Raw genomic sequence first — 26,866 nt, 5'->3', positions numbered from 1 at the left:
AACTGCTACGTTTGACCCTACGCCTACCGGGCCACGGAGTGGCTCACCCGTCTTGAGAGGAAGCGCAAGGACCTGAAGGTGACCTACAAGGCGTTCGTCCTCGAGCAGATGAACTTCGCCGAGGCGCGCGGCCCCGAGTGGAAGGCGTGGGAGGACAAGACCTTCCCCAGCCGCGACATCCCCTCCCACGAGGCGGCCAAGTGCGCCGGGCTCCAGGGGGAGGACGCGTTCGCCCGCTACCACCTGGCCCTCCACCGCGCCAAGCACGTGGACAAGAAGGACATCACGAACCAGCTCATCCTCCGCGACATCGCCGCCGAGGTGGGTCTCGACGTGGCCCGCTGGGAGGAGGACATGAAGAGCGGGGCGGCCATCCCGCTCATCGCCCAGGACCACGAGGAGGCGGCGGCCGAGGGCGTCTTCGGCGTCCCCACCCTCTACTTCGGCGGCGGGAAGCCGGCCTTCGTGAAGCTCGAGGCGGGGGACTGGGAGGGGAAGGACGACGAGGGCCTCTTCGACGCCGTCCGCGCCACCTCGGCCGAGCGGCCCTACCTCCTCGAGATCAAGACCCCCGTCTCGGCCCGGCTGGCCGAGGAGTCCCGGAAGAAGTACGCCAAGTACACCGGGCAGAAGTAGGCCGCCGCCAAGAGCAGACTGCGGGAAGGAAGGTGGCAGGAAATGCCCGAGGAATACCCTAAGCCCGTCGATCTGACGGTGGACAAGGCCGGCCGCGAGTTCCGGGTCGAGTGGGCCGGCGGGCGGAAGTCCGTCTTCGGCTTCGACTACCTGATGGCCATGTGCCCCTGCGCCAACTGCCGCGAGAAGCGCGCCGAGCGCGAGCGCAACCCGCTCGCGGTCATCACCGGGCCCACCGGCCCCGCCCAGCTCGACGACGCCCAGATGGTGGGCCGCTACGCCATCCAGTTCTCCTGGCGGGGCGGCTGCAAGATGGGCATCTACTCCTTCGACTACTTGTACGAGATCGACCCCGCCCGCGCCCGCGAATCCCTAGAGGCCGAGGAGAAATCCCGATGAAGGACGAACGCGCCCCCCAGGCCGGCCCCGCCGCCTGCCCCACCTGAGCGAGCAGCCTCCTTCTCCTTTCGGTCTGGAAGGGGATCAGGTGGCTAGGGACGGCACTTTTTCGAGGTTGGTTGCGTCTGGGTCGCGTTCGGTTGTTTCGGTAGGGGTGTCCAGGCGGTCCACGACTCGCCCGCCTGGCTGGGGCAGCCATTTACCGTAGGTGTCGAGGGTCATCTTTGCGGAGGCATGTCCCAGCAGCTTTGAGACGGCCAGGACGGGGACGCCCTTGCTCAGAAGAACGGATGCGACGGTGTGCCGGATCTGGTGCTGGGGCCGGTAGCGGACCCCAGCCCTCTTGAGGGCCTTCTCGTAGACCTCCCGGCCTTTCGCGTAGTCAACTGGTCGGCCGGCGGCATCGGCGAACACCCACCCTGGCGTCCTGCCCGTTTCTCTGGCCGCTTTCAATTGGGCCTCGAGGTGATCTGTCAAGACAACGCCGAGCTCCTGGCTCAAGTCAATGGTGCGTTCTTCTCCCGTTTTGGGTGGTCCCTGGCGGCGCTTGCTGTAGGTGCGCCGGATCGTGATCGCCCGGGCTCGGAAATCGATGTCCTCCCACTTGAGCCCGGCGATCTCGCCCACCCGGGCGCCGGTACGGAGGGCCGTGAAGTAGAAGGGGTGCCACTCTGGGAAGTGCTCCAAGAGGGCGGCCAGGAATCTGTCCGCCTCATCTTCGGTGAAGGGGTCGGCCCCTTTTGATTTCTCCCCCTTATTGATTCCCCTTCCCAGGTTCCGGGCTGGGTTCTTCTTGATGAGCTCGTCCTCTTCCGCTGAACTCAGGATGCGGCGCAGCGGGCCCAGTATTGTAAGGGCGCTCTTGCTCTTGTGGCCCGCCATCAGCTCTACCAAGAGTTCGCGGACATGGCGCTTCTCAACCTTGTCGAGAGGCATTTCCCCGATCTTCGGGTAGATGTGGTTTTTGAGATGGCGCCGGTAATTGTCGAGGGTACTCGGCCTCAGAATAACCTCGCCGTACTTCTCCACCCAGCCCTGAGCGTACTCCTTGAAGGTCGGGATCTGATCGGGTCCTCCCGATGGCAACTGCCCCAGGGCAAGCTGAGCCTCGGTGATGCGCTTCACCTCTTGGGCGGCCTTCTTGTCGCCCACTTTTTTCGACCATCTCTTGCGCTTGTGGTTGACGTAGACCCACCAGACACCGGAGCCGGGGGGCCGTTCGCGGAGCTTTACTCCCATAGAATCCTCCTCTCAGGCGGCCGAAAGCATCTTGGCAACTCGTTGGGCCTCCGAGGCCACCGCTGCCAGGGCATTCACTTCCTGCTCGCTCAGAGTCCCCTTCCTTTCCGCGAGGCGGCCCCGGATGTCCATTTGTAGCCGGTGATTTGCGGTGGGGTCGCTGCTCGACAGCCCCGCAAGCACCATGACCGGCCCGAGCATCTGGGCCACAATTCGAAACTGCTCCGCCTCGCTCTCTTCATTCACGGCGGCCAAGTATGTTTCCTCGGCGGAGCGCCGCAGCTCATCCGCCATTTCTCTTCTCGCCAGGACCTCGAAGTAGAGCCGATCGAAGTGGGACTTGGCCTCGATTTCACTGGGGCTCTCCACCAGAAAAGCTTCCGCCCATCTGCCTCTTGGATTTTTCACCTGTTCTTTCTCCTCTGCCGGCGGGCCCGGGGGATGCCGTACACGTCGGCGATGGCGGCCCCCGCGGCCCTCCGAATCAACTGCGTCCTCGTTGGCGGCTGCGCGGTCTCCTGATCCCTGAGCCAGGCCTCGATCGCCGACGGGCGGAACCGGTAGTGGCGTCCCAGCCGGATCGCGGGGATGCGGCGCAGCTTCGCCTGTTCCCGGACCCACTCGGGCCGGCGTTGGATCCTCTCGGCGACCTCCGCCGTAGTCAGGAGGCGCTCAGGCATGCAACACTCTCCACTTCCCGGAACATGGCGAGAACGACATCGGCCTCGCCTTCCGAAATCTCCGACTGACACGCCTTGAAGAGACACAGATTCAGGAGCTTTTGGTCGCCGGACTGGAGGGCGGCCCACTCGGCCAGCTTGAGCAGGGCCAGCACGCTACCGAGGCCGTTGCAGGGGCCGGCCAGGGTCTTGTCGAGCTTCTTCCTCGGGACGCGGCCGGCGAAAAAGCCCGTGACGGCATCCACGACGGGATCGACCACTACTCTGTTTCCACACGAGTCAACCTGGACGCTCATGTGTGCTCTCCTCTTCCGCCGGACCGCATGATGGAATCGGCCGGGAACCGCGCCGGCGGCGCCGCGGCTCCGTGCCGGGGGCTCATCGCCCGCGTTTTCCGGCCAGGAATTTCCGAATCGCCTCCTCGAGCACATCCCGCATGGAGACCCCCCGCCGCACGCACTCGAGGCGGAAGCGGCGGTGGAGCTCCTCGGGGATTCGAATGGCAAGCTGCTTCTCGGCCACGGGGCCTTCCTCTCGTTCGGGCGGGGTGTCGGCAAGCGTCTCAGGCATGGATCTGCTCCTTCGGCGGCTCAGGTGCGGCGATCTCGGGGATTTCGACCCCGAGCCCCGACTCGAGCCATTCCGCCACGTCGCGGCGGTGGCACCAGTGGGAGGGCCAGACGATGGGGGGCCTCTCCCAGCACAGCAGGATGGGTTCATGGGGTTGGGCCAGGGCGCAGAGCTCGTCCCAGACCTGGTGGGGATCGAGCTTCGAGAGCACGTCCCGGGCGTAGGCCAGCCGGAACGGCTCGGGCTCCATCCGCATCATCGCGGCGGATACCTGCAGGGGGCGGTACTTCGGGAGGCCGCCCTGGCCTCGCGGCGCCCATCGGGCGATCGAGATGCGCCCGGGGCCGTCGTAGGAGAAGAAGCTCGCGGTTTTCATGTCCCCTCTGGGGGCGGGGAAGTGTGATGCTATGAATATAGCATTATAGCATCAGGAGTGCACGAAATATTTTTGTGGGGAACTCGGATGTAGTGGTAAGTAGCCGGCACGTTGCGCGAAGCGGGGGTCAGGACCCTCACGGAACGCCCCGAATTACGAACGCGCGCGTTTACAGGAGCGAGGTTGCGGGGAGGGGGTGAGGGTAGGGAGGGGGTTGGGGAGATCGGGGCGCTGAGGGGCGGATTTCGAGGGGAAGCGCAACCGGGGCGCAGGGGAGGATGGAAAGCCCCCAGAATCGGGGGCTGGATTCCTTACCTGAGAGAAGGCCGGACGCCCTGGAGCCGGTTTCCCTTGAGGTCGAAGAGCTCCAGCCCGCCGCCGGGCTGCACCTTCCCGTAGCCCTGGCGCCGGCTCTTCGCGTCGTAGAGGTCCACCCGGCCCGTCTCCGGCTCGATCACGGCATGGCCGGTCCGGCGGGAGTCCTTGTCGAAGAGGTCTACCCGGCGGGGCTCCTGGGCCTCCGCGGCAAACGCCTGGGGCGCCAGGGCGAGGATCGCGAGGATCAGAGCTATCGGCACCATAGCCGCGCCCCCCCCTCAAAGACCGATTCACGAGGATTCTTTAGGAAGGGGTCCGGCCGCCCGTCGTCCACGATGTAGTAGAAAGCATTTCGTGGCGTTGTCCGGCCATCCTTGGAGATGAGGCTGCCCTTGGGCCGCCAGGCCACCCCTATGACGCTGCCCACCGGAGGGATGCTCCGGCCAGCCTGCATCAGACGCCGGATTCCCTCGGAATCGTGCCACACTTGGCGCCCAACACATTTGCAATATTGGCTCGCCGTGCTCTGCCATTGCGGATCTTCGCAGGCGTTGACCCAGGCGCCGAAAGCGCCAACGGGGAAGAGAATTAAGACCATACCTAGAATCAGGGCGCGCATGACATCATCCTCCAGGGTTGTGTCCGAGCCTATTTCCGAAGGCTCGTTTCCTGGTACTATCCGATAATTCAATGCGCCGGTCCAACCCCATCAGCGGAGGTCCGCCATGAATGGCCCGGGTGGCATCTGGGGGCTCGTCATCTTTCTCCTTGCCCTGGGTTTCCTTCTGTTCCTGGTCCTGCGGGAGTTCTGGTGCTGGTTCTACAAATACAACCGGATGGTGAGCTCAATGGAGCGCTCGGAGGAGATCCTCGCGGCTATCCTCAAGAGTCAGCGCCGCATCGAAAAGGCCCTGGAGGGACGGGCAGCGCCGGAGCCGGGTGCGCCTCCTGGACCCGCTGTCAGGGTCCGCTCGAGCGCCTAAGGAGCTTGAGCCGGGCGATCATCTCGTCGGCGAGCGTCTTTTGCTGGGCCACCTCTGGGTTCTCCGATGGCAGTTTTTCGAGTCGCTGGCGGAAGTCCTCCCATTCGGACAGGGGCGCCATGGGGAGGGGCCCGTCGATCAGGTAGTAGCTCATCGGGCCCGCCGCGCCACGACCCGGGGCGGATCGGGGCGGGTGGGGGCGGCCTCCGCTGTGGCCGTCCCCTCCCGCAGGAGCCGATCGAGAGTTGAGGCCCGGATCTGGGGCATGCTCCCAGGGACGGGTCTCCACACGGGCAGCTTGCCCGCCCGGCCCCAGTTCTTCACCGTGTCGATGGGCCGGCCCAGGTAGGCCGCGATCTCCTTCCAGCCCACCAGCCAGCGGTCATCAGGCCCGGTGGCGGCCCCATCGCTCACCATTCGGAATGAGCCCCCTGATTTCCATCTCGTACCGCAGCGAGCGCCGGGCCCGCTGGATGGTGCCCTCAATCCCGGCCTCGGTCTTCTTGAGCTCCTCCGCGATCTGGCGGGCCTCCAGGTCGAAGCCGTAAAACATGAAAAGCACCTTCTGGGTGTAGTCCGTCTCCTGCTCGACGAGCTGCGCGACGTCGCACATCTTGACGAGGTGCTCGTCCCGCGGGCCCGGCCGGGAGCGGTGGAGAAGCGCGTCAGGGTCGAAGCGGAGAGCGGAGGGCGCCCCCGCCCGGAGGCGCTCGGCGTAGTACCAGGCGAGGGCGTGGGTCAGGCTCTTAAAGACTGCCACGGAGCCCGACCGCCCTTGATGCGAGGATGAGGCCGAAGAGGGCGAGCAGCCAGGCGGGGTGGAGCGGGGGCAGGGAGAGGAAGGGAGCGGCGAGGTTCCAGGCCCAGGCGAAGCCAGCCGCGACGGGGGCGAGGATGAAGAGCACGATGGTGAGGAGCAACCACTCCGCGGCTGCCTCGCCAAGATCGCGTCCGAAGAGAGCGGGAGCGGACCGTGCATCTTGCATGCCTTCCGGGCGGGAGGCTTTTTGCTCTATAGTCAAGCGCGATCCCCTCTGTCAAGAAAATTAGAGCAGCGCGCGCGGGATGGCGTAGAAAACCTTGTCGCCAGCCCCCAGGGCTTGAGCGAACCCCCGGCCCTGGTTCCGCGTGCAGCCGAAGGCGGTGGTGACTGCCCGGGCGAAGGCGGCGGCACGCTTTCCGTTCCGCAACTCGAGGCGCTCGGTCAGCGATTCCTGGAACCCCGGCACGGTGATGAGCCACGACGCCCAATCTTTTAGGGCCAAACCACCATTGCGGAGGTTGACCAGCGGGACCGGATCGCCCTTGGCCGCGGCCAAGGCCGCCTCGGTGAACGCGAGCTGGGCGGGTGTCGGCTCGAATGGGTTTTGACCTTCCGCGCGCGATATATGGGAACTCGCGTCAAAACTCATCGCTTCCTCCTTCGGCTCTTCATCATCTTGGCGGCCCTGGTGAGGAGCTTGGCCACGCCCAGCGCCTCGTCAGCGTCCATCCGCCCGAGCCGGAAGTTGACGAGCCCCTTTGCTGAGTCGAGGACCCTGTTGAGCCCGACGCGGAGACTTCCGTCCTTATAGCGGGCCAGCGCGGCCCGGATGGGATACTTGACGTCCGAGCCCTCGACACGACCGACCTCACACACTTCCTCGCCGAGGTCCCCTACCACCGGCACCCTCTGGGAACTCCGGACGGCCCGCCGCATTCCTCGGGAGAGGACGGCAAGCCTGGGAGACTCCGTGGCCGGCTCATCCGCCAATTCGGGGAGCGTCCCGAGGTCCGGCAGTGGGGCGCGTTCCAGGGCCGCCAATGCGAAGGGGTCGGACGCAACCCGGGCGCGCTCCGCTCCGGAAATTGCCCGTGCCATGGTCAACCCTCCATTTGCAGGAAGAAGCCGGCCCCCCCGGGGTCACCCCAACCCCTCCGCGCCGGCGACCGAGGAAGGGACCGCCGGCGGGCCGGGGGGCCAGCCGATTCTTACGCGACAGGCGCGGGCCTGCGGGTCAGCTCCGCCAGGAAGCGCCCGAGGATGGGCCGCCAGAACGCCGCGTAAGCCGCCTCCGCCTCCCGGACGGCCGCCCTCGCCGCCTCGCGCTCCGTGGACCGGGAAGCGGGATCGTAGGAGGGCTGGCGGGCGGGGCGATCCTCCGGAAGCGACTGCATGGCCACTTTTGCGATGAGGATTCGCTGGATGATGCCGTGAAGGGCTTCATCTTCCATGATGGAGCCGACGATTCGCTCGCCGATCATCGACAGCCCGGCGCTGGGGTCCATATGGATCCCGCCGGCGGACAGGAACCTCTCCTTGAGGAGGCGGTCAAGCTCCATCCGTTGCCGCTCCTGATACATCTCGAGGGCCTCGCGCGGGTCCGTGAGCTGGGAGACCGGGACGACAAGGTGCCCCTCGAACTGCCTCGCCTCCGCCTTGGCCCCGCGACAGGCGGCAGCGATCGGTGGGACCTCTCGACGAATCTGATCGAACAAGCACTCCCGCGAGCACCATGCCCGGAAGGCGGCCTCGAGGGGAGACCCCAACCTCTCGAAGCAGCGCCCGGCGCCGTAGCGCTCCAGGCTCGTCGGATCGATGATGATCTCACCGCTGGCGTCATGGAACCGGCGAGCGCCCAGCTCGGCGAGCCTCTCCTCGCCGACGTCCTCGAGCTCCAGGATCGGGAAGTACAGATCGGGGCGGTCCAGGTCAATTCGCATACTCATCTCCCTAAAAAGTGCGGCCCGTGAGTCCGCTCGATACCTTGCGCGACTCGGTGAGCCAGGCTGTGCGGATGTTCTCCATCAGCTCCTTTTCCATCTCCCGGCGGCCTGCCATCTCAAGCATCGAGATCCGCACCATCCCCGAGGGGGCCTGCCGGGAGTGGCCCATCTCGAGCCAGATCGCATAGTTGACCCCGTTGATGACCTCGATGAAGCGGGGCCGGAGCCAGCCGCCCCCCCACCGGAGATCGCCCTTGGCCAGCCCGTCCTCTACGGCCTTGGGGTCGCCCCCCGGGTTCCCGCTCCCCCCGAGCCGCCGGATGGCGACGTACCAGGCGGCCCGGGAGCGGCCCGTGTCGACCGGGCTCTTCTTGATGATCCGGTCGAGCAGCTTGAGGGCGATGGCGCGGAGGGTCCGGTCCAGTACCTCGCCGCGGGGATCCCCCAGCTTCGCGATCACGCCGTCGACGAACCGGTTGAACTCGGGCAAATTCGCCGTGAGGTTCACTGGCTGCGGCTGTGCCAATTTCTTGCCCCCATTCTAAAACGCGCGCGCTTTTCAGTGCCGCGGCCCCATCGTCACCCGATCCTCGGTAGGCTTCGCGTCCCGCTGTCCCCAGGGGCCTCCCTGGCCCGCCGCCCCTGCCCTTCGGGGGACCGTCCATCGGAGGAAGATGGACGATCCCACAGGGGCGGCGGGGAGGGATTCGGCCCGTCCACCCCCGCCGGGGAGGCCATCCCGGCAGGGGTTTCGGGGTGCGCACCGCGGCATCATTCGCTGGCCTCGATGGCGAAAGTCCGCCGCGCCGACTACCTGATGAGCCCCTCCCGGATCGCGAACTCCCGCTCATCCTCGCGAAGGGGGCCGCCAAATACGGGCAGCGAGATGGCAGCTCGCTTGCGGGCCGAGTCCGCCGGCAGCGTGGCCAGGCGGCGGTCCTCGATGAGGGCCCTTATCGCCGCCTCGTCGGACGCCTCGGAGACCTGTTGGAGGAAGAGGGAGCTGAGAACCGACTGCGGCAGGCCGGACTCCCGGAGGAGCCGGGCGCCGAGCTTCTTGTGCTCGAGCTCGCGGTCAGTTTCCGCAGGTGCGTTCTTCTCCTCGAGGTGACCACCGAAGACGTCCATGCCGAGGACGGCGTTCCGTCGCTCAAGCTCTGTGCTCATCTGTTTCCTCCCGGCGCTTCCGCGCCTCTGTGGTCAGAGAATTTCTGTCGCCACCTTGCCATCGGCGAAGGTCAACGAAACCGATCTGCCCTTGCCAAGGGCTTCCTCGGTCAGAGCGTCCACGGCCGCTGCCATGGCCTGCTGAAAGGAACCAAAGTTGATGCCCTCGGAGCCCTTCGGCGCCGGGGTCAATTTCACGTCCGTCAGGTCATTGGGGCCGAAATTCAGCCGCAACCCCGCGTGCTTCACCAGGGTGTCCTGGGAAATGGTGCGCAGCGCGAGGTGCAAGCGCTTTCTGCAGGTCTTCGGATCCATTCTCCGATCCCCTCTTTGTGTGAGAAATGACTCAGCCCTTGTTTTCCTTGTCCGTAGGCGCCTTGCCTGCGCTGGAGTCGCGCCCGGCGAACTCCTCCGCCTCCGCCATCTTCCGGACTGCCGTCCATGCAGCCTCAATGATCTCGAGGCCCTCTCGAATCTGCTGGGCCTCGCCGGGCTCCAACTTGGATGCGGCCCGCTGAAACTGGCTGAGGACGCAGGCCTGGCCGATCTTGATGAACACCGCGACATCCCAGAGGGTGCGCGGTGCATGGAGCTGCAGGTCCGCCTGGATTCCCAGAATCTCGGCGGAGATGCCGTCCCGCTCTTCCTTGGACCGCTTCCCGAATGGCCGGGCCCGTAACTTGGTCTCGACCGCGACCATTTGTTCCCACAGCTCTGCGATTTCAGGTGTCACATTCTTTGCCATCGTCAACCTCCACAATCTCTACCTCTGGACGGGCGCGAGGGTCCTCCGGTCGAGCCGCGAGAGCTCGCTCCGCATCTCCCTTCCGACGGCCCGCGCGACGGCCTCAGGGTCGGATAGGTTCTGCCCGCTCACGTTCACCGTGACGTTGTAGGTGGCGGATCCGCCACCGGCCACATGGTCTCCACCCGGAGGACGCACGGAGACGCGCTCGCCCGGGCTGGCGAGGAAGGCGATGAGCTGGGAGTCGGGCCCGCCCACCCCGCCGACGTCGAAGAAGCCGCCGCGCTTGAAGCCGGGGAACTTGGCCCGCAGCAGGTCGTTGAGCCGCCCCGACGCCATGAAGGCGCCGAAGAGGTCCATGTTGTCCGATCCGGCGAAGGCGAAGTACTCGTTCGCGATCTGGTTGAGCCTGGCCTGGTCCGGGGCGATCCCCTTGGCGATCAGGAGGTTCGCCGCGGCCTGCTGGATCTGGCCGGTGATGGCCCCGCTCATGTTGGTGCCCTTGAAGGGGTCGTCCTTCCCCCCGAAGAGCTTGCTGAGGCCGAATCCGCCGGCCAGGCCGAGCCCGCCGGCGAGGAGGGCGCCCCCGACCCCGCCGGTGAAGAGGCCGAGGATGCTGGAGCCGGTCTTGAGGAAGTCGAACCCGCCCCCGCCCTGCCCCCCGCCGAAGCCCAGCATCTGGCCGAGCCCGCCCAGCACGCCCCCGAAGGTGGCGACCTGGCTGCCCCCCCCGCCCCCCGTCTTGCCGGCCGTCCCGAACAGGAACTGGAAGGCGGTGTTGGTGACGAGCTGGGCGCTCATGTCGGCGAACGCCCGGATCATGGAGTTGGCGAACTGCTGGGGGAGCTTCTCGAGCGCTTTGAAGTCCCCGGTGAGGGCGGAGAAGAAGCCGTCGCTCAGGAAGCGGCGGCTCGCGTCGAAGGCGGAGATGATGAAGCCCTTCGAGATCGAGGCGAAGTCCGAGGTCCGCTGGCGCAGCTCAATGAGGCCCTGGCTGAACCCGTCGAAGAAGCCCCGGGAGAGCCGGAGCTTCTCGGCCTCGGCCGCGGCGGTGGCCGTGCGCTCGTCCAAGGTGGCGGCGAGGACCGCCTCAAACTTCTTCCGGACCTGGACCTCGGCCTGTGCGGTCGTGTCCCCGTAGGCCGCGGCGATGTCGGCCTGGGCGTCCCGGATCACCTGCTTCTCGCGGGCGGCGAAGAGCCGGGCCGTGCTCTCGGAGGCACCGTACTCGGCCTCGATGGCCTCCCGCCGCTTCTGGCGCTCCCGGCGGACCCACTCGGTGTAGCCTCCGTCGATGAGGCGGATCTCGTGATCCGCCTTTTTCGCCCCCTCGGTGACGAACTCGAGGAGGTCCTCCCCCATCTTCATCCGGGCGTCGGTCTCGGCCTGGAACTGCTTCATGGCGTCGTCCCGGATCTTCTCCTCCTCCTGACGCTGCTTCTTCGCGAAGTCGGTGAGGCGGGCCGTCTCGTACTGCTTGAGGAGCCCCTTCGAGACCCCCTGCTTCCCGAGATCGGCCAGCTCCTTCTGGAGCCCGAGCCGGAAGGTGGCCTCCTCGTCCCCCCGCAGGCCGGCGATGGTGGCCGTGACTTTGCGCTCGACGGCCTCCCGCTGGGCCGCGGCGAGCCGGCGGGCGTCGATCTCGGTGACGTTCTTTGACTTGAGTTCCCCGACCTGCTTCTCGAGCTCGACCTTGTAGATGGCGGTGCCGTCCCCCGCGAGGGCGTTGATCTGGGCCTGGACCTCAGAAGCGATCCGGAGCTTCTTCCGCTCGAAGGCGGCCCGCTCTCCCAGCAGCTTGTCGAGCTGGGACCGGTCCGCGGCGGTGACGTCCTGCTCATCCAGGATGTCGGGCATGTCCCGGACGGCTTTCTTGAACTCGAGCGTGAGCTTCCCCGCCCCGACGCCGGCACGGGCCATGACCTGGATCATCTCGTTGGTGCCCTTGACGCCCTTCTCCCTCATGATCGTGGTGAACTCTTCGAGGGTGGCGCCCCCCGCAACGAGGGTCTTGCCCCAGGTGTCGATGGCTGACTCGTTCGCCTCCCATACGGCCCGGGAGGCGGCCTGGATGCCGGTCCACTTCGTGACGAATCCGACGACGTCGCCGAGCCAGGTAGCCATCTCCTTTCCGATGGCCACTGACCGCTTCAACCATTCGATAAAGTCGGTCTTGATCAGCTCCTGGTTTTCCTTGACCCATTGCGACGTCGCCTTCACGGCCGGGATGATGGTCTCGTTGACGAGCTCCTTGAGGGTGGGAAGGAGCGCGTCCCCGATCCCGCGCTTGAGCTCGAACATGGCGTCCTCGAGCATGGAGAGGACGCCCCCCCAGGTCGAGGCCAGCTTGTCGCTCATCCCCGCGATGCCGTGGGTGGGGTTCGTGACGAGATCGATGAGATCCCGGCGGAACTCCTCGATCGAGATCTCGGTGATGTCCTTCATCTCGCCCCGCATGTCGCGGAAGGCGCGGATGACGTTGAGGACGCCCCGCTCCCGCAGAATGTCGGCGGCGCCGGCGCCCTGGGCCATGGCCCGCCCGAAGCTCTGGGAGGCCAGGGTCATGTCGACCCCCATGAAGGCGGCGAGATCCGCCATGCCCTCGGAGAGGTCCTCCGCCTTGAAGCCGGTCCCCGTCAGGAAGGCCTGGAGCTGGACCCCGCTCTGGATGACCTGCTCGAGCGAGAAGGGGACCTTGGCGGCCACGGACTGGAACTTGTCGAAGGCGGCGGAGGCGGCCTCGGTGCTCCCCAGCATGACGCTGAGGCGGAGCTGGAGGGCCTCGACGCTGCCCGCGGTCTCGACGGCCCCCCTGGCGAAGTCGGCGACCTTACCGATGAGGGCGGAGAGGCCCTGGGCCCCCAGCATCCCGAGCATGGTGGTGACGACGTTTCCGATGGCTGAGGCCATGCCCTTGAAGAGGGAGGTGATCGGCGACATGGCCGAACTCATGCCACGGAAGCTTTCGGCCGCGACCCCTTTGAGCCGCGCGAGCTGAGCGACGGCCGGGGAGATGTCCGCCCCGACTTGGAATTTCAATTGTGTGCTCACTCGGGCATTCCTTCCTCAAAAGGTTCATGGCCCTGATTCCGGCCCTTTTCGCACCGCCTTGCCGCGGGGGTTGCCATCAGCTCCTCCCTTTCACTGCCTCCTCGAGCTCGAGCTCGACCTCCCAGCGGGCCGCCGATCCGATCCCGAGATCGTTGAGGGTGCGGACGGGCCCCGCGAAGACCGCCAGGACGAGGTCGGCCCCGGCCCCGTCCCGGTCCTGGGCGAAGAAGAAGGGCTTGAGCCGGGCCCCCACCGAGTCGAAGCAGTCTGCGTGGACCTCGAGGAGCGAGTTCCGGTCGGCGTCGGAGAGCCGGAGCCGGAGCGAGACGGGCCGGGTCACGTTCCCCAGCACCTCGTGATCGGCCCCCGAGACGAGGGTGCGCACCGAGGTGATCGGATCGTGGCTCCGCGTCTCCTCCTGGGGGGCCGCCGTCGAGAGCTCCGTCTCGGTCCCCACGAAGAACTCATGGATCTGGTGGTAGACGTCGGTGTTGCCACCATCTTGAATCACCAAGCGGACGGAGCGGGCCGTGCGGGTCCCGGTGGTGCGGTGCAGGATGGTCCCCGTCTCCCACGTGAGGGTCTCGGTGAAGGAGGCGGCGGTGATCGCGTAGGGGACGGTCCGCTCCGCGTCGTCGATGGTCGTGACCACCTTGTCCACGGTGGGGACGACCGAGATCCGGACGTAGTAGAACTCCGGGACGTCGTCGTTCGCGGCCCCGGCCGGGAAGCTGCCCCCGGCCGCCCAGTCGCCCGGCAGGTCGAAGGTGACGGTCCCGTCCTGCTGGCAGGTGTCCCCCCCCGAGGCGGTCCCGTCGGTCAGGTTCGAGACGGCGGTCCACGCGGAGCCGTTCCAGTACTGGACGACGAGCTGCATCGCTCCGGAGCCGGTGAAGACGGCCGCGGCCGCGATCCCGGCAACGGTGATCGTGGTGAAGGCGGCCCGTCGGCCGATGAAGTCGTAGAAGGTGGAGGCGCCCTGTGGGGAGAAGCCCAGGTTTGCCCCATCCTCGTTGAGCCCCTGGCGGGTTTTGTCGTCGTAGCTGGTTCCGTCGGCCCGCACCTTCATGATTTGAAAATCATCCAGGAAGGGCTCGGGGTCCGTCCCGGTGTAGCCCTTGAGAGTGAGGACGGCCGCGCTGGTCAGGTTGTGGTCGTGCAGGATGATCGCGTCGAAGGTCTGGGACGCCCCCCAGTCGAGGCTCACGTACGCGCTTTGGGCCGCCGTCGCCCCCGCCAGGCCGCTCCTCCACTTCGTGTTGGGGTCCCGGGAGAAGAGCCGGCCCTTTCCCCACGGGTGGACGAGCCGGAACCGCCACTCGTCCTTCGACGCGAAGTCGGCCCCGCTGCCCGCTGTCCACCAGACCGAGACCCCGTCGGAGAGGGCGACCGCGGATACCGAGGTGGTGACGCCGGAGGCTTGCCATGTCGAGTCCGAGGCTCGGCGCCAGCGGAACTTGGCCTGGCCCACCTCGGTCCCGCCGCTCACGTCGTTGACCTGGACGATGTACTCCTCGATCTCGTAGCCGCGCAGGGTCCTCATGGAGGAGCCCTGGGCGTCGACGGAGAAGCTCATGACGGCGGAGCCCGAGCCCGTCTTGGTGACGAAGCCGGCGATGGGCTCGCGCTGGCACGAGACCCGGACCGTGGTGTCGTCTCCGACGGGGGTCGCGTAGAAAAACGCGGGGAGGCCCATCAGGCGCCCTCCCTTTCGATGGGGAAGTGGATCCCGCCCTTGGACCGGACTTTTTCGCGTTTCCCCACCGCCTGGGTTGCGAAAATTGCTTTCATCGCCCCGCCTTCCCCGCGCCGGCGAGACCCTTCCCGATGCGGCCCAGGAGCTCCGCTGCCGCCGCGCGAGCGGCGGGGCTGATCTCCTCCTCGGGGCTCTGGCCGGCGAGCCAGGCCTCGAGAGCCTCCATGCGGATCCGAACCACCTTGTTGACCCTCGCGCAGGGCAAGCCATCCTCGATCCAGCGGAAGATGGTCCGCCGGCTGACGTCGGCGAAACGGGCCGCCGTGGAGGGGCTCATGAAGGCGGGCCACTCGGGCCGGGAGGCCGTCATGAGGCAACTCGCTGGGCGAGTAACCCGATCAGAGCATCGCAGACCTGGCGTTGAAATCCGACCCCGTGGGCGACCCCGAGCTTCGTCAGGTGGGCTCTACGCTCCTCGCGCTCCAGCTCGAGGAGCTTCTCCGCGGCCGCCCGGATCTCAGCCTCCCGAGCCTGGGGCCGATTCGCCCGATTTAGCTCCGGCCGGAGTTCGAGGATGGCGTCCACGACGGCGACCCGGAAGGTGCGGCCACGCTCTCTTTCGACCGACGTGAGGCGAGCATTTCTCGCTTCTCGCTCCATCGAGGCGAGCTCGAAGGCGAGTGCCCTGACCTCGGCCATGCGGGTCGTGGTCATCGGGCCACCTCCGCGCCATTCTCGGCGAGCAGTTCTGCCGGCTCAAAACCATGGAGAGCGGCCAACTTGCGGGCCGCCGTCGGGCGCGCGAAGGGCGGGGTGGCTTGGACCTCAGCGCGGACTTCGGCGAATGTTTTTTGTTCAGATTTTTTTGGCTCTTCAGCCGGAGCCGCGCCCCCACGGGGCGCAGCGGCTCCCGGCCCTGAAAGATCTTTCTGTTCGGGGTTATGAACCCTGTAGCCCTGGAGGCTACCATTTCCTAGCCCCTGGAGCTTTGCCGCCAAGCCCCCATGGCTACCATTTACTAGCTCTAGGGGTTGTAGTAGCTCTGAGGGTTGGGGTAGCTCTGAGGGTTGGATTTTCCAGGGCAGAACAAAGCCGCGGCCGCCTCTGGTGCGGTGACCCAATCCCCTCTCCTCGAGCCAACGTACGGCGCGGGCAAAGGTCGCCGAATCCGCCTTGTCCTCGGGGTCAAGCCCGACAGTTCGCATGACCCCAGCGCGCCAGCCAAAGACCTCCCCCGACTCGAAATCGCGACCCACGCAAGCTGCGAGCAAGACTCGCCACCGGAGCCCGCGATCCGAGGTGCTGAGCGCCTCTCGCAGCTCGGGCGTGTTGGGGAGGTTGCCGTAGCGGGGAGGCATTACCTGGCCCCTTCGCCAACCGCTGCCGGCTGGACGTCGGCATGTGCTTCGACTTGGCGCATCGCCTCAAGCTGTGAATCAATGAACCTACGAACTTCGCCCTCGGGCGTGCGCCACTGCACGCCCACCCGGACGAAAGCCGGGAGACCAACGCCGCCAAGTTTCAGGCGGCGGTAGATCGTCCCTGGGGCAACACCCAAAAGCTTCGCTACCTCTTCAACGCTTAACATCCTCTCCATTTCCGCCCCCATCGTTGATGAACGACTATCACCGCCCATCAACGTAAGGGAGGGCATGCTCGAATATCGAGGTCATAAAAGTGCAGTTATGCGAGGTGGTGAGGTAAAAGAGGGGTCTTTATGTGATGGTAGGTCGCTGATGCTTTCGGTAGGTCCGGCCCACCCATTCACGGGTGGGGGCCTTAGGGAATAGCTCGGGGGCGAAGTAGGCCAGGATTTCCGAGGCCGCAATGTAGGCTTCCCCCGTCTTGAATCCACTCGCTTTCAGGGATTCGACAACGCCGACAACGAGGCTCCCAAGCCGTCCTGCCGTGCGGATCGTCCCTCCTCGGACGCGGAGGGTTGCTCCCCGGGATCCATCGATCATTCGGTTGACCGACTTCCAGGCTATTTCTACCCCGGCATGAGACGATGCCCCGGCCCGGAGGCCGCGCAGCGATTTCTGCAACCCCAAGTTGGCGATGTCCGAAAGGACTTCCCGAACGCTCAGGAGCACCGCATCAAAGGGCTCGCATGGGACAGTGGCATCTGGGTCTGAGGGCAGAGGCTCCCCTCTTACCCGTTCGGCTATTTCACGGATGGGGTCGGGCCAATTGTAGGGATGCAGACGGTCGGGTATTGGGTCGCCCCCATTCATCTCGTGAAGGACCCGAAAATACTGCTGCAGAACCTGGGGACCGATGGGTTTCCGGAGGTCGAATGTGAGGCGGGGCCGTTGTGGGGTTTTCATCGTCCGCGGCTCCTCGCGGGCTCCGGAAGGGTGATGGCGGGGGGAAGTTGGCACTCGCCAGCCTCCCCCCGCACCAATTGCTCATGTTCCGCTTTGTTGCGCCGGGGTTGCCTCTAAGCGACATCCCAGGTCAAACGATGCTATCACACATTGCCTCGTCTCATTGATTTTCCTGTCTTTTTCCTCCCTCGTGAGTCGTGCCCCAATCCGGTCTGGAAGGGGATCAGGTGGGCGGGGAGAAGTTTGATGGGGCTGGTTCGGAGGTGAAGGAGCGGATTTTGTAGGGCGAGGCACGCCCCGCCCCTACGGACGAATACGCCGAGGTTGCCGTAGGGGCGTATTGCAATACGCCCCTACAGGCGGACAGGGCAGAGGATTGCCGCCGGTGGCAGCCGGCGCCCAAGAATTGCCAGCGATACGAATCTGTAGGGGCACACGGCCGTGCGCCCCTACGTACCTCGCCCGTCATCGCCCCAGCAGCATCCTCGCCCCCAAAACGATCACCAGGGCGCCGATGATGCGCTTGAGGGTGAGGGCGGGCAGGTTGCGCAGGAAATAGGCTCCGAGCACCCCGCCCCCGATGCCTCCCAGCCCCATCATGAGCGCGTAGTTCCAGTGCACCAGCCCGTGGCGGGTGTTCTCCAGGGTGGCCGCCCCGTTCGCGAAGATTCCGGTCACGATCGAGAGGGCCACGGCCTGCCGGGCGGTGAGGGTGGGCAGCATCATGAGGACGGGAATGTTGATGACCCCCCAGCCCAGGCCGATCGAGGAATTGAGCGTCCCGGCGGTGAACCCCAGCAGCAGCAGTATCCAGGCGTAAAAGTCCATTCATCCTCCCCGGCCGCGCCGGCCCCCCTTGCGCGAAGACGTGTGAAAAACGGTAAAATGCGGGCATAGACAGGATTTTTTTAATCCCCCCATCGGGCCTCTGTCGGGTCCGCATGGACCCGACCCTCCCCCCAAAGGGGGGGCGGAGCTTCCTTCCCCCCTCAGGGGGGGAGGTCTTGGGGGGGTGGTTCAAAGTAGAATAAATCCTGCGCGTCCCGAATCCAAGGAGGAGTACCCAGATGCCCAAGATCCAGCTTCAGCCCGCCAGCGTGCGCGTCCCCCCTTACCCTTATGTGCCGGGGACGAAGCGCGGGCCCTTCGTCTTCACGGCGGGCCAGGTGGCGGTGGACCGGGACAACAACGTCATCGGCGAGGGGGACGTGCGTGCCCAGACCCGGCAGGTCTTGAAGAACGTCGAGGCCGTGCTCCGGGAGGGGGGCGCCACCCTGGCCGACGTGATGAAGACCACGGTCTTCCTCCGGGACATCGGGGACTTCGCCGCCATGAACGAGGTCTACGCTGAGGTCTTCGGCAAGGACAAGCCGGGCCGCACCACCGTCGAGGCCAAGCTCGCCTCGCCCAAGTTCCTGGTCGAGATCGAGGCGGTCGCGGTCATCCGGGATTGAGGAGGAAGCCCGTCCGGGCGGGCCGTCTTCCGGCGCGGAAAATTTATATGGGGAGGCCCTGCATGGACGCTCAAGCCAAGTATGCGATCAACCTCGATGTCCGTTTCGGCCCCCTGGAGCGCTTCGACGTCCAGGCGCTCGCCGACGCCTGCAAGGACCCCTGGTACAACCAGACGCTCTGCCGGGTCAACGACAGCGTGGTGCGCCTGGGCGTCATGCAGGGGGAGTTCCACTGGCACAAGCACGATGAGGAGGACGAGTTCTTCTACGTCGTCGAGGGCCGGTTCGTGATCGATCTGGAGGGCCGGACGGTGGAGCTCGCGCCGCGGCAGGGGTTCACCGTGCCGCGCGGGGTCATGCACCGCACGCGGGCCCCCGAGCGGAGCGTGATCCTGATGGTCGAGCCGGCAGGGGTGGTGCCGACAGGGAGCTGAGCGGGGAGAGCGGCCCCCGGGGCCGGGCCCGTTTCCCCCAGGAAACCGGAATCCCGACTCATGGGAGAAAACCCATGTCCGGAACCGAGGACCTATATAAGCTCCCGGACAATCTCCCCGTTCCGGTGGACGATGGTGCGTGCGATCATCTGCCGGGGATGAGGCTGCCCGCGGTCCAGCTTCCCTCGACGGGGGGCGGGAGGGTGGACCTGAGCGCCCTGCCCGGCCGGACGGTTGTCTATTGCTACCCGCGCACGGGGGATCCCGCAAAGAAACGCTCCGTGGGGTGGAACGAGATTCCGGGCGCGCGGGGGTGCACGCCGCAGTCCTGTGCGTTCCGGGATCACTTCGAGGAGATCAAAACGCTCGGCGCGGGGGTGCTCGGCCTGAGCGCCCAGCCGGCGGACCAGCAGCGCGAGGCGCGGGACCGGCTCCACCTGCCCTTTGAGCTTTTAAGCGATGCGGAACTCGCCTTCGCCGGGGCGCTCCGGCTGCCCGTCTTCGAGTTCGGGGGGATGACGCTGCTCAAGCGCCTGACGCTCATCCTCCGGGACGGCGGGATAGAAAAGGTCTTCTATCCCGTCTTTCCGCCCGACAGGAACGCCGGAGAGGTCATCGCCTGGCTCTCCGGGAACAAAATCTGATTGCGGCCCGCCCTTCCCGCCGGGAAAGTCACTTGCCTGTCATGCCATCTTTTTCCCCGGTGCATGAAGGTGCGCGAAATTGCGCGAAAATGGGGTAAGTGGCCTTCCGGGCGGAGGACGTATATTCGCCCCGGGGGGCGCGTCCGTAGGGGCGATGCTTGTCATCGCCCCCCCTGAAAGGACGGGCGAACACGAGGTTCGCCCCTACGGGAAAAATCCCGTCGGGGGGGAGAAAGGGCTGGTGCCCGTCGCGGAAATTGAGGGATATTGAGGGAAATTAAGGGGAAAAGCGCATGAAAAACGCCCGTCACGGGAACTGATGGGCGCAAGTTCAAGGAGGGGGGAAATAACGCTTAGTAACGGTTATTGACGGAAAAAGCCCATCAAAAGACGGGTCGGCGTGGTCTGACCAGGAAGCCCGGGGGAGGGCGCGATGGCGAACCCGCAGTTCCGCTGTCCGCACTGCAACGCGCTGCTGACCAAGAGCGAGGCAGATCAGGTGCTCGGGGAGGCGGCGGGCTTCGTCGTCTTCGGCCCCTCGGCCGTGGCGTGCCCGTCCTGCGGGGGGAGCATCGACCGGAAGGGCATCATCTCGGGCCAGTACGACGAGAAGCGGAGCGTCCTCTCCGATCTCGCGGCGGTGGCCATCCTGATCGGCCTGGCCGTCCTTTTCATCTGGTGGCTGAACGGGTGACGCCTATTCGAGGTCGATCTTCTGCCGCCAGGTCTTCCCCGCGTGGGAGGCCTCGACCTCGATGTCCTTGAGCAGCGTGAAGTAGATGCGGAGCTTGGCCAGGTCGTCCGCCGAGACCTGGAAGCGCCCGCCCCCGCCGAGCGCGTACTCGCGCCGCTCCCCGCTACGGATGACGAAGAGGCCGAGCCGCTCCCCCGCGCGCGGGGGCTCGCCCGCCCCGCAGGGCTCGCGGCGGACGATCTCCCAGGGGCCCTCGATGGTGCGGCCGGTGAGCTGGCGGCCGGTGAAGCTCTCGCCGGTGCAGCTCGAGCGGTTGACGACGTTGCGGCCCGTGGTGAGGTTGGCGATCTCGCCGAACTTCTGGACGCCGCACCCCACCCCGCTGACGGCGGCGAGGGCGGCCGACTCCCGCCGCACCTCCACCTCCTGGTAGATGCGCCGCTCCTGCACGGGGCAGAGGCGCACCGTCTCGAGGGCCATCGCGCCCGCCCCGGGGCCCCGGTGGAGGAGGCGGTGGCCCTGGCCCTCGGCCGGGAGCTCGCGGCGGTCCACCCGCAGCACGTCCCCCTTGGCGATCTCGGTCGAGGCGCACCCGCCGAGCGCGGCGGGGGCGAGCGCGATCCAAGCGGTCAGGATGAGGAGGCGGGACGTCATGGCGGAGGTTCCTTTACAGGTGGCAGAGGGTATCCTATTCCCGGCACGGACGGAGGGCAAGGCATATGTAGGGCGGCCCCCCGTGGCCGCCCTTGGCCGAGGGACAGGCGTCGAATTTGGGGCCTCCGCGCGACGCGTCGCGCGGGGGCCTGCCCCTACGGAATTCCCGCCTCCCCAAGCGCCGCCTCCAACGCCTCCAGCGGCAGGCCGAAATCCGTGTAGCCCTCCCGCAGCGTCTGGACGTAATCGGGGCGGGGGCGGGCGGGGCGCAGGGGCCCGCGCATCCGGTAGAGCGCCGCGCGCACCTCGCGGCTCCCGCCCGGGGCCGAGAGGTCCTCGACGGGGAGCTCCTCGCGGAGGTAGAGGGCGGGGCAGTCCTCGTAGGCGTCGAGGGCCGCGAGGTCGCCCGGGCCGAGCCGGAAGAGGGCCCCCGGCACGAAGGCGCCCGGGGCGGGGACGACGGTGGCGAAGCCTTGGCCGGGCGGGTGATCGAGGGGCAGGGCGATGCGGAGGGCGTGGCCGCCCAGGCGGGCGGCGCCCAGGGGCTCGCCGCGCGGGCAACGGCGGCGCATGGCCGCGAGGGAGAGGTTGGCCCCGTAGGCGAAGTAGGGGACGCTGGGCTCAAGCGCCGCGGGAGTCGTCCTCGTCCTCGGCCTCCCAGCCGGGCTCCGGCGCGGGCTTCGCCGCCTGGGCGAAGGCGATGAGGAGCCTGGCCGCGCGGCGGCCGACGGTGGCGGCGGCGTGGACGGCCTCGGCGCGGATGGTGATCATCTCGCCCTTCCGGAGGGGGACGAGCTCCTCCTCGACGTTGAACTGCATCCGGCCGTCGAGGACGACGATGGCCTCCTCCTCCTCGTGGGCGTGGTAGGGGATGAAGGCGCCGGGCGGCTGCTCCACCTCGAAGATGCGGTACTCGCGCTCCGAGAGGATGGAGGCGATCTCCTCCACCTCGGGCCCGCAGCCCAGGGCGCTGATCACGTTCTCGATGCGGTAGGCCGGCTTCACGCCTTCGTCCCAGGACTCATCCACCTAGCAGCTCCTTCACCGCCTGGCTGATCCGGCCGCCGGCGGCCCGCCCCGACAGGCGCTTGGAGAGGACGCCCATGACCTTGCCCATGTCCTTCATCGTGGAGGCGCCGGTCTCGGCGATGGCGGTCCGCGCGGCCGCGCGCAGCTCGTCGTCGCTCACCTGCACGGGGAGGTAGGACTGCACGATGACAGCCTCCGCGCGTTCCTTCCGGGCGAGCTCGGGCCGGCCCCCCTTCTCGAACTGCTCGGCCGCCTCCTCCCGCTTCTTGACCATCCCCTGGAGGACTTTGAGGATGTCCTCCTCGCCCGCCTCCACGCCGTGCTCCTTGTCCTTGTTCAGTATCTCGGAGCGGATCATGCGGACGGTGCCGAGGCGAAGCTCGTTCTTCTCCCGCATGGCGGCCTTCATGTCTTCCGCGAGGCGCTCCCGGATTCCCGCCATTGTCCCCTCCGCCGTTCACGTTGGCAAAGCGCGCGTCCCTTGTAAAGTGGGGCGTTTACCCTAGGGCAGGGGCGCGATGGCCTCGATCTCGACCAGGAAGCCGGGGTCGGCGAGGCTCGATATCACCAGGAATGTGTTGCCCGGAGGGGCGCCCTTGAAGAACTCCTGGCGGACCTTGCCGATGGGCCCCCGGTACTCGAGCCTGGTGGTGAACACGGTGGTCTTGGCGACGTCCTCCATCCGCCCGCCCGCCGCCTCCACCACCCGCTGGATGTTCCGCATGACTTGGCGCGTCTGGGCCTCGATGTCGCCCGCCCCCACGAGCTTCCCGGCCTCGTCGAGGGCGACCTGCCCGGCCACGTAGAGGGTGCGGCGGGCGTCCTCGACGATGACGCCGTGGGAGTAGTGGCCGGCCGGCTTGGCCACCCCCTGGGGCTGAATGACGCTGCGCTTCATCCGTCTCCTCCCTGCCGGCCGGGCGCCTCGCGCGGGACCGGGGTCAACGCTTGAGCTTCGCCTCGGCCATGTTCCCCACCACCGCGAGAACGGCCTCGTCCAGTTTGATGTGCTTGCGCGCCGCCTCCTGGACCTGCTCGCGGGTGACGGCGCGGATGAGCTGGGGGTAGCGGTCGGCGTAGCCGGGGTCGAAGCCCAGCCGCTCGACGGAGAGGATGAAGTCCGCGATGCGGCCGGAGGAGGAGAACTGGGTGGCGAAGCTGCCGGTGATGAACGCTTTCGCCTCCTCGAGCTGCTGCTCGGAGATGCCGGATTCCTGCATCCGCCGCACCTCCACGAGGGACTCGTCGATGGCCTGGTTGGCGCTCTCGTTCTTGGTCTGGAGGACGAGCCGCCACAGCCCCGAGTCGGCGTCCGACTCGAACATGCTGTAGACGCCGTAGACGAGGCCCTTCTGCTCGCGCAGGTTGTTCATCAGCCAGCTCTCGAAGCCCCCGCCGCCGAGGATGTAGTTCATCACGCGGGCGGCGTAGAAGTCGGGGTTCTTCCTCGTGAGGGAGCGGTTCCCGAGCACCACGGTGGCCTGGGTGAGGGGGCGGTCGACCTTGACCGCCTTCAGGCCCTTGGGCGCGGGCGGCAGGGGAGGGCTGGGGGCTTCTCCCCCCTTCGCCTCCCAGCCCTGGAAGTGCTGAAGCACGATGTCGCGGGCCCGCTGGAGGGTGATGTCCCCCACGAAGACGAAGATGGCGCCCTTCATGCCGTACCAGTTCCGGTGGAAGGCCTGGATGTCCTCCCGGCGGATCAGGGGGACTGTTTCCGGGCTCCCCTCCACCTGCCTCCCCTCGGCGGTGTTCCCGTACAGCTCCCGCCGGAAGGCCAAGCCGGCCAGGTAGCCGGGCCGGTCCTGCTGCTTGCGCAGCGAGCCGAGGGTCTGGCTCCGGGTCTTCTCGATCTCATCGGGGGGGAACGCCGGCCGCCGCAGGATGTCGGCCAGGAGCCCGGCGCCCTCCTCCAGGTCGCGGGTGAGGACCTTGAGGGAGGCCGTGACGTGGTCCCTCCCGGCGCTCACCCCCGCGCCGCCGCCGAGGGCGTCGTTCAGCTTGGCGATCTCCAGGGCGTTCTTGCCCGCGGCGCCCCGCGCGAGGAGGCTGGCCGTCATCTGGGCCAGCCCCGCCTTGCCGGGGGGCTCGCGGCGGCTCCCCGCGTCGAGCGAGATCTGGACGTTGACCATCGGGAGCTCGGGCGATTCCTTGACCAGCAGCACCGCCCCTCCCGGCAGCTCCTCGCGGTCGTAGCGCAGGGCGGCCCGGGACGCGCCCGGGGCCAGGAGCCCGGCGAGGAGGAGGGCCAGGAAAAAGGCGCGGAAGAGGCGTTCTCTCGTCGCAGGCATGGCTCACCGCCCTCCGTCGGCTGGGCCGTGAGGCAGGCTCGCGGGAGGCCGCCGGGGCTTCCGCTCCAGGGGCAGCGGCACCAGCACCCCCGTCGTCCGCGCCTCGGGGCCGAGGTAGGCCTTCGCCACCCGCACGACATCCTCGGGCTTCACCTTGGCGAGCCCCGGCAGGAAGCTCTCCACCAGCCGCCAGTCGCCCGCCACGGCCGCCCGGCCCAGGAGCATGGCCCGGTAGAAGGGATTGTCCATGGAGAAGACGGTCTGCGCCTCCACGCTGCGCAGGGCGCGGTCCAGCTCCTCCCGGGTGACGCCCTCCTTGATGAGGCGGTCCAGCTCCTCCTGGATGGCGCGCTCGACCTCCTCGGCTTTCTTGCCGGGGACGGGCTGGGCGAAGAGATAGAAGAGGCCCGGGTCCACGGAGATGTAGGTGTAGTCGGCCCCGGCGCTCAGGGCGATCTGGTCCCTGCGCACGAGGCGCTGGTGGAGGCGGCTCGTCTCCCCTCCGCCCAGGACGGCCTCGAGCATGGCGAGGGCGTGGCCGTCCCCGCTCTTCCAGTGGGGGGCGTGATGGGCCATGGAGAGGTAGGGCAGTTCCGCCTCCTTCCGGACGACGACGCGCCGCTCCACCCGCTCGGCGTTCTGCTGGAACGCGGGCCGCCCGGCGGGCTTGCGGGTGGGGACGGGGCCGAAGTGCTTCTCCAGCAGGCGGACGGCCTGCTCCGGCTCGAAATCCCCCACGATGACGGCGATGGCGTTCGCCGGGTCGTAGTAGCGCCGGTAGAACTCCCGCAGGTCGTCCAGCCCGAGGGAGCGGATGTCCCTCTCCCAGCCGATGATGGGGTTGCGGTAGGGATGGGCGGTAAAGGCGGCCGCCTGGACCTGCTCGAAGAGCAGGGAGGTCGGGGAGTCGTCGGTCCGGGTGCGGCGCTCCTCGAGCACCACGTTCTTCTCCGGCTCGAAGTCCTCCTTCCTTAGCTCGAGGTTCACCATGCGGTCGGCCTCGAGCTGCATGACGAGCTCGAGCCGGTCGGCGGGCATCCGCTCGTAGTAGGCGGTGTAGTCGTAGCTGGTGAAGGCGTTGTGGCTGCCGCCGTTCCGCTTGATGAGGTTGCTGAACTCCTTGCCCGAGCGCTCCTTCGTCCCCCGGAACATCATGTGCTCGAGGAGGTGGGCGAGGCCGGTCTTCCCGGCCCGCTCCTCGCGGCTGCCCACCTGGTACCAGACCAGGAAGACCACGGCCGGGGCGCGCTTGTCGGGAAGGAGGAGGGCCCGCATCCCGTTCGGGAGGCGGTGCTCGGTCACCTTCCAGGGCACCCGGAGGAGCGGCGATTCGGCGCCGCCCCCGCCCGCCCACGAGAGGGAGGTGGCGAGAAGGACGGTCCATAGGAGGAGCAGGCCCAGCGCGCGGCGCATCCGGACTCCTTTATCTTCTGGCGGCTTGGAAAATCCCCGGCAACGCGGGAGGCCCCATTCTCCACGGGATAAGGCCCGCAGGCAATTCCGGGAACGGGCCAAGCGGCCGCTGCCCGAAGCGGGCCGGCCCCCGCGCCCGGGGGCGCGGGGGCCGGCTTCATGAAACGGCGGATCGAACCTTCCGGCGGATCGAACCTTCCGGCCGCCTAGTTCGACGGAGGGGCCGGGGGATAGAGACTGCGGACGCAGGCGGCCCGCTCCTGCGGCGGCATCTGTCCGCAGAGCCTTTGGGCCTGGGCACGGATGTTGTTGAGCTGGCCGCGAAGGGAATTCAGCTGGCCTGTCACGGGAGAACCGAGCCCCAGGGCCGAGCGCACGCAATCGTCGCGCTGGGCGGGAGCCACCCGGGGGCAGCTCTCCAAGCGGCTGGCGAGGGAGCGGACGCAGGCCTCGCGCGCCTGGGGGTTGGGCTGGCGGTTGCAGGCCCCTTGCCGCTCGTTGATGCGCTGGCCGCAGAGGCCGCGCTCCGGGGGAGGCAGGAGGCCGCAGGTGGCCGCGACGTTGATGCCGCCGGCGGGCTGGGGCAGGCCCAGGGCCGAGCGCACGCAGTCGTCGCGCTGCGCCGGAGCCACCCGGGGGCAGCTCTCCAGGCGGGTGGCGAGGGAGCGGATACAGGCCTCGCGCGCCTGGGGGTTGGGCTGGCGGTTGCAGGCCCCTTGCCGCTCGTTGATGCGCTGGCTGCAGAGGCCGCGCTCCGGGGGAGGCAGGAGTCCGCAGGTGGCCGCTACGTTGATGGCGGCGGGCCGGGGGAGCCCCAGGCCCGCTCTCACGCAGTCGTCGCGCTGGGCGGGGGCCACCCGGGGGCAGTTGCCGAGGCGGGCGTTGAAGGAATTCAGGCAGGCCTGGCGGGCCTGGGGGTTCGGTTGCCGGTTGCAATTGGCCTGCTGGTCGTTGAAGCGCTGGCCGCAGAGGCCGCGCTCCGGGGGAGGCAAGAGGCCGCAGATGGCCGCTACGTTGATGCCGCCGGCGGGCTGTGGCGGGATTCCCAGGGCCGAGCGCACGCAGTCGTCGCGCCGGTCGGCGGGCTGGACCCTCTGGCAGGAGTTCAGCCGGGCGTTGATTTGGCTGAAGGCGCTGAAGCAGGCCTGGCGCGCCTGGGGGTTGGGCTGGCGGTCGCAGGCGGCCCGGCGTTCGTTGAGGCGCTGGACGCAGAGGCCCCGCTCCTGCGGAGGCAGGAGGTTGCAGGAGGGGTGCCCCGCAACGGGCGGCGGGGGCTGGGGCAATCCCAGGGCCGAGCGCACGCAGTCGTCGCGCCGGTCGGCGGGCTGGACCCTCTGGCAGGAGTTCAGCCGGGCGTTGATTT

At 67.7% G+C, this 26,866-nt stretch carries 38 protein-coding genes and 1 pseudogene; 7 read left to right on the top strand and 32 right to left on the bottom strand.

Features of this window, described 5'->3' with window-relative positions:
- Positions 1 to 18 precede the first annotated feature (18 nt).
- A pseudogene (locus HYZ11_08335) lies at positions 19 to 636 on the top strand (DsbA family protein).
- A gap of 42 nt (positions 637 to 678) precedes the next feature.
- The gene (locus HYZ11_08330) at positions 679 to 1,035 is read left to right on the top strand and encodes a DUF971 domain-containing protein (protein MBI3127594.1); all 357 of its coding nucleotides are present in this window, start codon (positions 679 to 681) and stop codon (positions 1,033 to 1,035) included.
- Positions 1,036 to 1,119: 84 nt separating this feature from the next.
- Here the strand turns inward: HYZ11_08330 and HYZ11_08325 are convergent, their stop codons facing one another.
- The 7 genes from HYZ11_08325 to HYZ11_08295 all read right to left on the bottom strand — a co-directional run bounded on the left by HYZ11_08325 (position 1,120) and on the right by HYZ11_08295 (position 4,481).
- Complete coding sequence (locus HYZ11_08325; protein ID MBI3127593.1) at positions 1,120 to 2,274, bottom strand: site-specific integrase; 1,155 nt, start codon at positions 2,272 to 2,274, stop codon at positions 1,120 to 1,122.
- A 12-nt stretch (positions 2,275 to 2,286) separates the two neighbouring features.
- Positions 2,287 to 2,643, bottom strand: a complete 357-nt coding sequence (locus HYZ11_08320; GenBank protein MBI3127592.1) for a hypothetical protein — start codon at positions 2,641 to 2,643, stop codon at positions 2,287 to 2,289.
- Positions 2,644 to 2,678: 35 nt separating this feature from the next.
- Entirely contained in the window at positions 2,679 to 2,954 is a 276-nt protein-coding gene (locus HYZ11_08315; GenBank protein ID MBI3127591.1) for a helix-turn-helix domain-containing protein, read from the bottom strand.
- On the bottom strand, positions 2,936 to 3,214 hold the full coding sequence (locus HYZ11_08310; GenBank protein ID MBI3127590.1) for a hypothetical protein: 279 nt from the start codon (positions 3,212 to 3,214) through the stop codon (positions 2,936 to 2,938). The genes HYZ11_08315 and HYZ11_08310 overlap by 19 nt, the downstream gene beginning before the upstream one ends.
- A gap of 118 nt (positions 3,215 to 3,332) precedes the next feature.
- Positions 3,333 to 3,524, bottom strand: coding sequence for a hypothetical protein (locus HYZ11_08305; GenBank protein MBI3127589.1), 192 nt, complete (start codon positions 3,522 to 3,524; stop codon positions 3,333 to 3,335).
- Positions 3,517 to 3,900: a hypothetical protein gene (locus HYZ11_08300; GenBank protein MBI3127588.1), complete on the bottom strand. Its 384-nt coding sequence runs from the start codon at positions 3,898 to 3,900 to the stop codon at positions 3,517 to 3,519. Before HYZ11_08300 ends, HYZ11_08305 begins: the two co-directional genes overlap by 8 nt.
- Before the next feature lie 311 nt (positions 3,901 to 4,211).
- Complete coding sequence (locus HYZ11_08295; GenBank protein MBI3127587.1) at positions 4,212 to 4,481, bottom strand: hypothetical protein; 270 nt, start codon at positions 4,479 to 4,481, stop codon at positions 4,212 to 4,214.
- Positions 4,482 to 4,943: 462 nt separating this feature from the next.
- Between HYZ11_08295 and HYZ11_08290 the strand changes: the two genes are divergently transcribed.
- The gene (locus tag HYZ11_08290) at positions 4,944 to 5,201 is read left to right on the top strand and encodes a hypothetical protein (protein ID MBI3127586.1); all 258 of its coding nucleotides are present in this window, start codon (positions 4,944 to 4,946) and stop codon (positions 5,199 to 5,201) included.
- On the opposite strand, the gene HYZ11_08285 is transcribed toward HYZ11_08290, so the two are convergent.
- The 17 genes from HYZ11_08285 to HYZ11_08205 all read right to left on the bottom strand — a co-directional run bounded on the left by HYZ11_08285 (position 5,179) and on the right by HYZ11_08205 (position 17,721).
- Positions 5,179 to 5,355: a hypothetical protein gene (locus tag HYZ11_08285; GenBank protein ID MBI3127585.1), complete on the bottom strand. Its 177-nt coding sequence runs from the start codon at positions 5,353 to 5,355 to the stop codon at positions 5,179 to 5,181. The genes HYZ11_08290 and HYZ11_08285 overlap by 23 nt on opposite strands.
- Positions 5,352 to 5,618 carry a hypothetical protein gene (locus HYZ11_08280; protein MBI3127584.1) on the bottom strand — a complete coding sequence of 89 codons (267 nt, stop codon included), beginning with the start codon at positions 5,616 to 5,618 and terminating at the stop codon, positions 5,352 to 5,354. Before HYZ11_08280 ends, HYZ11_08285 begins: the two co-directional genes overlap by 4 nt.
- Positions 5,587 to 5,961 carry a sigma-70 family RNA polymerase sigma factor gene (locus tag HYZ11_08275; protein MBI3127583.1) on the bottom strand — a complete coding sequence of 125 codons (375 nt, stop codon included), beginning with the start codon at positions 5,959 to 5,961 and terminating at the stop codon, positions 5,587 to 5,589. Before HYZ11_08275 ends, HYZ11_08280 begins: the two co-directional genes overlap by 32 nt.
- Positions 5,948 to 6,121, bottom strand: coding sequence for a hypothetical protein (locus HYZ11_08270; protein ID MBI3127582.1), 174 nt, complete (start codon positions 6,119 to 6,121; stop codon positions 5,948 to 5,950). Before HYZ11_08270 ends, HYZ11_08275 begins: the two co-directional genes overlap by 14 nt.
- A gap of 126 nt (positions 6,122 to 6,247) precedes the next feature.
- Positions 6,248 to 6,613: a hypothetical protein gene (locus tag HYZ11_08265; GenBank protein MBI3127581.1), complete on the bottom strand. Its 366-nt coding sequence runs from the start codon at positions 6,611 to 6,613 to the stop codon at positions 6,248 to 6,250.
- Entirely contained in the window at positions 6,610 to 6,870 is a 261-nt protein-coding gene (locus HYZ11_08260) for a hypothetical protein (GenBank protein MBI3127580.1), read from the bottom strand. Before HYZ11_08260 ends, HYZ11_08265 begins: the two co-directional genes overlap by 4 nt.
- A gap of 302 nt (positions 6,871 to 7,172) precedes the next feature.
- On the bottom strand, positions 7,173 to 7,904 hold the full coding sequence (locus HYZ11_08255; protein MBI3127579.1) for a hypothetical protein: 732 nt from the start codon (positions 7,902 to 7,904) through the stop codon (positions 7,173 to 7,175).
- Positions 7,905 to 7,914: 10 nt separating this feature from the next.
- Complete coding sequence (locus HYZ11_08250; GenBank protein ID MBI3127578.1) at positions 7,915 to 8,433, bottom strand: HK97 gp10 family phage protein; 519 nt, start codon at positions 8,431 to 8,433, stop codon at positions 7,915 to 7,917.
- Between the two features lie 284 nt (positions 8,434 to 8,717).
- Positions 8,718 to 9,074 carry a hypothetical protein gene (locus tag HYZ11_08245; GenBank protein ID MBI3127577.1) on the bottom strand — a complete coding sequence of 119 codons (357 nt, stop codon included), beginning with the start codon at positions 9,072 to 9,074 and terminating at the stop codon, positions 8,718 to 8,720.
- Between the two features lie 33 nt (positions 9,075 to 9,107).
- Positions 9,108 to 9,389, bottom strand: coding sequence for a hypothetical protein (locus HYZ11_08240; GenBank protein MBI3127576.1), 282 nt, complete (start codon positions 9,387 to 9,389; stop codon positions 9,108 to 9,110).
- 31 nt (positions 9,390 to 9,420) lie between these two features.
- The gene (locus HYZ11_08235; protein MBI3127575.1) at positions 9,421 to 9,819 is read right to left on the bottom strand and encodes a hypothetical protein; all 399 of its coding nucleotides are present in this window, start codon (positions 9,817 to 9,819) and stop codon (positions 9,421 to 9,423) included.
- A gap of 18 nt (positions 9,820 to 9,837) precedes the next feature.
- Entirely contained in the window at positions 9,838 to 12,759 is a 2,922-nt protein-coding gene (locus HYZ11_08230) for a hypothetical protein (protein ID MBI3127574.1), read from the bottom strand.
- A gap of 187 nt (positions 12,760 to 12,946) precedes the next feature.
- Entirely contained in the window at positions 12,947 to 14,566 is a 1,620-nt protein-coding gene (locus HYZ11_08225) for a hypothetical protein (GenBank protein ID MBI3127573.1), read from the bottom strand.
- A gap of 91 nt (positions 14,567 to 14,657) precedes the next feature.
- On the bottom strand, positions 14,658 to 14,936 hold the full coding sequence (locus tag HYZ11_08220) for a helix-turn-helix domain-containing protein (GenBank protein MBI3127572.1): 279 nt from the start codon (positions 14,934 to 14,936) through the stop codon (positions 14,658 to 14,660).
- On the bottom strand, positions 14,933 to 15,280 hold the full coding sequence (locus tag HYZ11_08215; protein ID MBI3127571.1) for a hypothetical protein: 348 nt from the start codon (positions 15,278 to 15,280) through the stop codon (positions 14,933 to 14,935). The genes HYZ11_08220 and HYZ11_08215 overlap by 4 nt, the downstream gene beginning before the upstream one ends.
- 643 nt (positions 15,281 to 15,923) lie before the next feature.
- Positions 15,924 to 16,154 carry a helix-turn-helix domain-containing protein gene (locus HYZ11_08210; protein MBI3127570.1) on the bottom strand — a complete coding sequence of 77 codons (231 nt, stop codon included), beginning with the start codon at positions 16,152 to 16,154 and terminating at the stop codon, positions 15,924 to 15,926.
- Positions 16,155 to 17,358: 1,204 nt separating this feature from the next.
- A complete protein-coding gene (locus HYZ11_08205; protein MBI3127569.1) occupies positions 17,359 to 17,721 on the bottom strand; it encodes a sulfite exporter TauE/SafE family protein in 363 nt (120 codons plus the stop codon).
- A gap of 239 nt (positions 17,722 to 17,960) precedes the next feature.
- Between HYZ11_08205 and HYZ11_08200 the strand changes: the two genes are divergently transcribed.
- The 4 genes from HYZ11_08200 to HYZ11_08185 all read left to right on the top strand — a co-directional run bounded on the left by HYZ11_08200 (position 17,961) and on the right by HYZ11_08185 (position 20,119).
- Complete coding sequence (locus tag HYZ11_08200; GenBank protein ID MBI3127568.1) at positions 17,961 to 18,347, top strand: RidA family protein; 387 nt, start codon at positions 17,961 to 17,963, stop codon at positions 18,345 to 18,347.
- Positions 18,348 to 18,409: 62 nt separating this feature from the next.
- Positions 18,410 to 18,781 (top strand): cupin domain-containing protein, encoded by a 372-nt coding sequence (locus HYZ11_08195; GenBank protein MBI3127567.1) that lies wholly within the window; start codon positions 18,410 to 18,412, stop codon positions 18,779 to 18,781.
- A 74-nt stretch (positions 18,782 to 18,855) separates the two neighbouring features.
- Entirely contained in the window at positions 18,856 to 19,425 is a 570-nt protein-coding gene (locus tag HYZ11_08190) for a peroxiredoxin (GenBank protein ID MBI3127566.1), read from the top strand.
- Positions 19,426 to 19,858: 433 nt separating this feature from the next.
- Positions 19,859 to 20,119 carry a hypothetical protein gene (locus HYZ11_08185; protein ID MBI3127565.1) on the top strand — a complete coding sequence of 87 codons (261 nt, stop codon included), beginning with the start codon at positions 19,859 to 19,861 and terminating at the stop codon, positions 20,117 to 20,119.
- A gap of 3 nt (positions 20,120 to 20,122) precedes the next feature.
- Here HYZ11_08185 and HYZ11_08180 read toward each other — a convergent pair whose 3' ends face one another.
- The 8 genes from HYZ11_08180 to HYZ11_08145 all read right to left on the bottom strand — a co-directional run.
- Positions 20,123 to 20,773: a hypothetical protein gene (locus HYZ11_08180; GenBank protein MBI3127564.1), complete on the bottom strand. Its 651-nt coding sequence runs from the start codon at positions 20,771 to 20,773 to the stop codon at positions 20,123 to 20,125.
- A 155-nt stretch (positions 20,774 to 20,928) separates the two neighbouring features.
- Complete coding sequence (locus tag HYZ11_08175; GenBank protein ID MBI3127563.1) at positions 20,929 to 21,345, bottom strand: gamma-glutamylcyclotransferase; 417 nt, start codon at positions 21,343 to 21,345, stop codon at positions 20,929 to 20,931.
- Positions 21,346 to 21,394: 49 nt separating this feature from the next.
- Positions 21,395 to 21,802, bottom strand: coding sequence for a cupin domain-containing protein (locus tag HYZ11_08170; protein MBI3127562.1), 408 nt, complete (start codon positions 21,800 to 21,802; stop codon positions 21,395 to 21,397).
- Complete coding sequence (locus tag HYZ11_08165; protein ID MBI3127561.1) at positions 21,795 to 22,244, bottom strand: GatB/YqeY domain-containing protein; 450 nt, start codon at positions 22,242 to 22,244, stop codon at positions 21,795 to 21,797. Before HYZ11_08165 ends, HYZ11_08170 begins: the two co-directional genes overlap by 8 nt.
- 60 nt (positions 22,245 to 22,304) lie before the next feature.
- The gene (locus tag HYZ11_08160) at positions 22,305 to 22,700 is read right to left on the bottom strand and encodes a RidA family protein (protein MBI3127560.1); all 396 of its coding nucleotides are present in this window, start codon (positions 22,698 to 22,700) and stop codon (positions 22,305 to 22,307) included.
- A 43-nt stretch (positions 22,701 to 22,743) separates the two neighbouring features.
- Positions 22,744 to 24,090 carry an insulinase family protein gene (locus HYZ11_08155; GenBank protein MBI3127559.1) on the bottom strand — a complete coding sequence of 449 codons (1,347 nt, stop codon included), beginning with the start codon at positions 24,088 to 24,090 and terminating at the stop codon, positions 22,744 to 22,746.
- A gap of 3 nt (positions 24,091 to 24,093) precedes the next feature.
- Entirely contained in the window at positions 24,094 to 25,503 is a 1,410-nt protein-coding gene (locus HYZ11_08150) for an insulinase family protein (protein ID MBI3127558.1), read from the bottom strand.
- Positions 25,504 to 25,709: 206 nt separating this feature from the next.
- Positions 25,710 to 26,866: hypothetical protein (locus HYZ11_08145; protein MBI3127557.1), on the bottom strand; the 1,157-nt coding region annotated here is incomplete at its 5' end.

The sequence above is a fragment of the Candidatus Tectomicrobia bacterium genome (genome assembly GCA_016192135.1).
GTDB lineage: Bacteria > UBA8248 > UBA8248 > UBA8248 > UBA8248 > 2-12-FULL-69-37.
This window is presented reverse-complemented; position numbering and strand designations above follow the sequence as displayed.